This window comes from Actinomycetota bacterium (assembly GCA_005774595.1).
GTDB lineage: Bacteria > Actinomycetota > Coriobacteriia > Anaerosomatales > D1FN1-002 > D1FN1-002.
This window is the reverse complement of sequence record VAUM01000113.1, coordinates 1-5,600: the sequence shown is the minus strand read 5'-3', so window position 1 is coordinate 5,600 and position 5,600 is coordinate 1. Positions and strand designations below refer to the sequence as shown.

Here is a 5,600-nt window from a genome sequence, read left to right as displayed (position 1 = left end):
CTGCCGCAGCGCCTCCTCGGTGGCGGTGATGATCACCGGCAGCGTCAGGCACGCCAGCGTGAGCGAACCGGCGAGCACCGACTTGCGCATGTGGAACTGGATGACGAACAGCGCGAGGCCGAACAGGCCGTAGACGATGGACGGCACCCCAGCCATGTTCGCGATCGCGAGCCGCAGCACGCGGGTCACCGTGTTGCGCGGGGCGTATTCGGACAGGTAGACGCCCGCCGAGACCCCGACGGGCAGCGCGATGAACGCCGTGACGGAGGTCAAGAGGAACGAGCCGAGGATCGCCGGCGAGATGCCGCCGGCGGTCATGCTCTTGCGCGGGATGTCGGTGAGGAACGTCCACGAGATCGATCCGGCGCCGCGTACGAGGACGTAGCCGACCACCAGCACGACCGAGAGCAGCGCGACGGCCGCCGCCCCGCCCGTCACAACGCGCGCGACCGCCTCAGCGACCCTCGCCCTGCGCGCGCGCGTCATCGCCGCCACCGCTTCCGTTGCCGCTCGAGCACGACGTCTGCCGCCAGGTTCACGGCGAACGTCGCGCCGAACAGCACCAGCCCCATGGCGAACAGCACCGAGTAGTGCAGTCCGCCGAAGACGACCTCGCCCATCTCGCCGGCCATCGTGCCGGTGAGCGTGCGGGCCGACACGAGCGGCGAGGCCGCGATCTCACCGGAGTTGCCGGCGAGCATCAGCACGACCATCGTCTCGCCTATCGCGCGGCCCAAGCCGAGCATCACGGCCGCGAGTATCCCCGACGACGCCGACGGCACGACCACCTTGTAGGCCGTCTGCCAGCGCGTGTTGCCGAGCGCGAGCGACCCTTGGCGCAGATCGGCCGGGACCGCGTGCAGGGCGTCCTCGGCGATCGAGATGATCGTCGGCAGGCACATGATCCCGACCATGATGCCGGCGGACAGCGCCGTCAGCCCCGTCTCGATCCCGAACAGCGCCTTGACCTGCGGCACGAGCAGCTTCAGCCCGATGAGCCCGAGCACCACCGAGGGCACCGCCGCCATGAACTCGATCACCGACTTCGCGACGTCCTTGATCCGGCGCCCCGCGAACTCGGAGATGTAGACCGCGGCGCCGACGCCGAGCGGGACGGTCAACGCGAGCGCCACCGCCGTGACCCACAGCGAGCCGGCCTCGCTCGGCAGGAAGCCGAAGCGCGGAGGGTCGCTGGTCGGGAACCACGAGTCGCCCGTCAGCATCGCGGCGAGACCGACCTCGCGCAGCGCCCGGAGCGCGTTCGCGGCGAGGAAGACCGCGATCGCGATGAGCACCGCGATCGCGGCCCACCCCGTGAGCGCGATGCAGGCCCGGACAACGCCCTCGGCCGCCCGGCGCAACGATGCCGGGCGGCCGCGGCGGGTCCGCCTGTTGTGTGCGGATGTGTCCGTCACTAGTTGATCTTCACGAAGCCCTGCTCCTCGACGACACCCTGGCCGTCCGCGAGGATCCAGTCGAGATAGGCCTTGGCCACACCTTCCGGCGCGCCGTTGCTGTACATGAACAGCGAGCGCGACAGCGGGTAGCTGCCGTCGGCGACCGTGGCGATGGTCGGCTCGATGTTCTCGAGCTGCACGAGCTTCACCTCAGCGCCCGCGTTGGCGGCGTAGCCGATGCCGACGTAGCCGATTGCCGCGTCGTTGCCCTTGACCTCGTCGACGATCGCCTGGGTCGAGGCGAGGTTGCGCATCGACTTGGCGTACTCCTTCTCCTTACCGACGACCTCCTCCTTGAAGTACTCGTACGTACCCGAGGAGGTGTCGCGGCCGAGCAGGACGATCGCCTTGTCGGCGCCGCCGGCGTCCTTCCAGTTCGTGATCTCGCCGCGGTAGATCTTGCCGAGCTGCTCGACGGACAGGTTCGTCACGCCGTTGGCCGGATTGACCACGACGCAGATGCCGTCGAGCGCCACAGCGGCCTCGACCGGAGTGACGCCTGCGGCGGTCGCCTGCGTCTTCTCCTCATCCTTCATCCCACGCGACGCGTCGGCGAAGTCGACCGTGCCGTTGATGAGCGCGGCGATGCCGTTGCCCGAGCCGCCGCCCTTGACCGACACCATGACGCCGGGGTTGGCCTCCTGGAACTTCTCCGCCCACGCCTGCGCGAGATTGACCATCGTGTCCGAACCCTCGACCGTGATCGAGCCGGAGAGCGCCGGCTTCTCCTCGGCGGCCGGGGTCGTGGCGGGCTTGCACCCCGCGGCGGCGAACGCGCCTGCGGTCATCACCGCGGCGAGCCCGAGCATGACGAGCTTCGTACCCTTCACAGCGTTCTCCTTAGAGTCAGATACAGATTGGTCGGCGACGGGCGCCCGCCGCCGCACCGCATGCTCGCAGGCTGCCGAGCCCGAGTGGTTGCACGAATGTGAATTCCGCGACACGATTGTTAAACGTTCGTTTCACGGCTTGCGCTGACGCGGACGCGCACGCATCATCGGTGCGTCGTGGAGCACTCCGGGAAGGGCGAGCATGGCAAGCATCTTGGTCGTCGAGGACGACCCCATCATTCGGCAGACGGTCGAATACGCACTGCGCCGCGCGGGCTTCGAGGCGCTCGGCGCGGCCGACGGAACCACCGGGATCGAGGCGGCCCGCTCGCAGAGCCCTGATCTGATCCTGCTCGACCTCATGCTGCCCGGGCTCGACGGCTACGAGTTCCTCGCGATGCTGCGCGAGACCGACGCACAGGTCCCGGTCATCATGGTCACGGCGCTTGACACCGACCAAGACAAGGTCCGGGGCCTCGACGCGGGCGCGGACGACTACGTGACCAAACCCTTCTCCACCGAGGAGCTGCTCGCGCGCGTGCGCGCGAACCTGCGCAGGACGCGCGAACGCGCGATGCTGTCGAACAGCGGCGTCATCGAGATCGGCGACCTCGTCATCGAGCCGGCCGAGTTCCGTCTCACCGTCGCGGGCCATCCGGTCAAGGTCCGCCTGAAGGAGTTCCAACTCCTTCTCGCGCTGGCGGCCGAGTCCGGCTCGCTGCTCACCCGTCACACGATCGCGCGCCGCGTGTGGGGGTACGAGCACCTGTCGTCGTCACGCACGATCGACGTCCACGTCCGGAGACTGCGCGCGGCGATCGACGAGTACTCCGCCTACGAGTACATCCACACCATCCACGGCCTCGGCTACCGTCTCGAGCCCGTGCCGAAGGACGGCGCGGCGCTGTCGTCCGCGACACCGGAGCCGAGCGGGAGGCGCCGAGCTGGAGGCGCCGGCGCGTGACCAAGCTGCGTGACATCCTCGGCTCGTACCGCGTACGCGTGCTCGCCGGCTCCGTGGCCGCGCTCGCGCTCGTGGGCGCCGCGTGGTTGTGGACGCTCTACGCCCCGCTGTCCGCCGCTGTCGTCGCGCGACAGGAGACCGACCTGCGGGCGGTCGCTCAAGCGGGCGCCCTCGCCCTGCCCGCGCAGTCTCCCGACGCACAGCGGTTCGCGACGCAGCTCACGCAAGGGACGGATCTCCGCGCGACCATCGTCGCTTCTGACGGGACGGTGCTGGCCGACACGCAGGAGTCACCCGCCAAGATGGAGAACCACGCCGACCGCCCGGAGATCCGTGCTGCGCTCGGCGGACAGGTGGGCGTCGACCGGCGCGTCAGCCGCACGCTCGGGCGCGCGTACCTGTATGTGGCGGTCCCGGCCGAGTACCTGGGCTCCCCCGTCGCACTGCGCGTCTCAGAGCCCGCCGACCTCGTCTCGTCACTGACCGCCGACTGGCGCCGCAACGGGCTGCTGCTGCTCGGCGTCAGTCTCACGATCGCGATCGCCGCAGCCGCGTGGCTCGGCAGCCGGACCTCGGCGAGCGTCACGAGGCTGGCTGAGACGGCTCGCGCCATGGCCGAGGGAGACCTGACCGCCGCCGTCTCGCCGGAGCCCGGCGAGCTCGCAGTGCTCTCGGTCGCCCTGACCGACCTCTCACGTCAGATGCGCGCCCGCCTCGACGACCTCGAGGCCGAGCAGCGCACGGTACGCACGGTCCTCGACGGACTTCCGGACGCCCTCTTCCTGCTGCATGGCGAAGGTGTGCGGCTCGCCAACCGGGCGGCGTCAGCCCTGTTCCGGCAGCCGTACGGCGGCTGGCGCGGCAGACAGCTCGCCGAGTGCGGCCTGCCCGCGGGCGTCATCGCTTCGGTCGGACGCGCGAAGGCATCGTCCGGTCCGCTGACCGAGGAGTGCCCCCCGGACCCGACCGGCCGCGTGCTGCGGGTGACGGTGGTCCCGCTGGGCGCGCAGGAGGGCGAGGTCCGCACGCTCGTCGCGATCGCCGACGTCACCGAACGCGCGCGGCTGGACGCCGTCCGCCGGGACTTCGTCGCGAACGCGAGCCACGAACTCAAGACCCCCACCGCTGGCATCCAGCTGCTCGCCGAGGCCGCAGCCGCGGCCGCTCGTGACGGCGACGACGCGCAGGCGGTCGCATTCGCCGAGCAGATCGAAGGCGAGACCGTCCGCCTCCGGCACCTCGTGCTCGACCTGCTCGACCTCTCGCGGCTCGAGACCGACCGCGCGGACGGCGAGTCGGCCAACGTGCGTGACGCGATCGAACTCGCCCTGCTCGGTCACCGCAAGGCCGCCGCTGAGAAGGGGTTGACGCTCGACTTCGTCAACGACGCCTCGACCGGCGACGTCTACGTGCCCACCGACGGCACCGACCTCGCCGTCGCGCTCTACAACCTGATCGACAATGCGATCACCTACACGGAGCGTGGCGGCGTGACCGTGCGCCTCAGCGTCGCGCACGGGAACGTGGAGGTCGCCGTCGCGGACACCGGCGTCGGGATCCCCGCCGCCGACCTGACGCGGGTCTTCGAGCGGTTCTACCGGGTGGACCGGGCGCGCTCACGCGAGAGTGGAGGGACCGGCCTCGGCCTCGCACTCGTCAAGCACGTCGCCGAACGCTCGGCCGGGAGCGTCGAGGTCGAATCGACGCCCGGCGCCGGTTCGACCTTCACCCTGCGGTTCCCGCTCGCGGGCTGACCCTCACGCCTGGAGCATCTGTTCAGCGAGATCGCGCAGCGTCTCGGCTCGTCGCACCACTTCGTGCATGTCCTCCAAGTCCGCGCCGGCTCCGTTCGCATCGGCGTGCTCCTGGACGCCGAGAGCGTGCCGTGCGGCCACTCCGACCCCTTCCGCCTGGAAGATGACCACCCCGGCCATCTCGCGCATCACGGCGACGCGCCCGGCGAGCGCCTCCTTCATCGCCTCGACCGCACGCGTGAGAGCGCCGATCTCGTCCGCGGTGTGCCGCGGGAGTCCGGCGTCCGCCCGGCCGGCGGCGACCTCCTCCGCGTAGCGGCGCGCTCGACCGAGCGGCACGGCGATGGTCCGATACAGCCAGGCGGACGCGGCCAGCGTGACGAGCGCCCCGAGCGCGATCGCCCAGACCGTCACCTTCCATGCACTCTCGCGAGTCTGCACGGCCCTGTCCGTCGCCAGTCGCGCCTCCGTGTCCGCGTCGTTGGCGATCACACGCAGCGTGCCGGCGCTCAGCGCCTCGCCGAGCGAACGGACCCGGTCCCTGAGCGCCGAGTCGCCGAGCGCCGCCAGGTCCGGCGGAAGCCCGAGGGTCGTG

At 70.7% G+C, this 5,600-nt stretch carries 6 protein-coding genes; 2 read left to right on the top strand and 4 right to left on the bottom strand.

Annotation, left to right across the window (positions count from 1 at the left end; genetic code table 11):
- From FDZ70_05840 to FDZ70_05830, 3 genes are all read right to left on the bottom strand, one after another.
- The coding region (locus FDZ70_05840; protein ID TLM77132.1) for a phosphate ABC transporter, permease protein PstA at nucleotides 1-486 on the bottom strand (486 nt) is incomplete at its 3' end.
- The gene (gene pstC, locus FDZ70_05835) at nucleotides 483-1,475 is read right to left on the bottom strand and encodes a phosphate ABC transporter permease subunit PstC (GenBank protein ID TLM77131.1); all 993 of its coding nucleotides are present in this window, start codon (nucleotides 1,473-1,475) and stop codon (nucleotides 483-485) included. The genes FDZ70_05840 and pstC, both read right to left, overlap by 4 nt.
- Nucleotides 1,415-2,287, bottom strand: a complete 873-nt coding sequence (locus FDZ70_05830; protein TLM77130.1) for a PstS family phosphate ABC transporter substrate-binding protein — start codon at nucleotides 2,285-2,287, stop codon at nucleotides 1,415-1,417. Before FDZ70_05830 ends, pstC begins: the two co-directional genes overlap by 61 nt.
- A 202-nt stretch (nucleotides 2,288-2,489) precedes the next feature.
- On the opposite strand from FDZ70_05830, the gene FDZ70_05825 reads away from it, so the two are divergent.
- Together FDZ70_05825 and FDZ70_05820 are read left to right on the top strand one after the other, a co-directional pair.
- Nucleotides 2,490-3,251 carry a response regulator transcription factor gene (locus FDZ70_05825; GenBank protein TLM77129.1) on the top strand — a complete coding sequence of 254 codons (762 nt, stop codon included), beginning with the start codon at nucleotides 2,490-2,492 and terminating at the stop codon, nucleotides 3,249-3,251.
- On the top strand, nucleotides 3,248-5,005 hold the full coding sequence (locus FDZ70_05820; GenBank protein ID TLM77128.1) for a HAMP domain-containing protein: 1,758 nt from the start codon (nucleotides 3,248-3,250) through the stop codon (nucleotides 5,003-5,005). Before FDZ70_05825 ends, FDZ70_05820 begins: the two co-directional genes overlap by 4 nt.
- A gap of 3 nt (nucleotides 5,006-5,008) precedes the next feature.
- Here FDZ70_05820 and FDZ70_05815 read toward each other — a convergent pair.
- Nucleotides 5,009-5,600: HAMP domain-containing protein (locus FDZ70_05815; protein TLM77127.1), on the bottom strand; the 592-nt coding region annotated here is incomplete at its 5' end.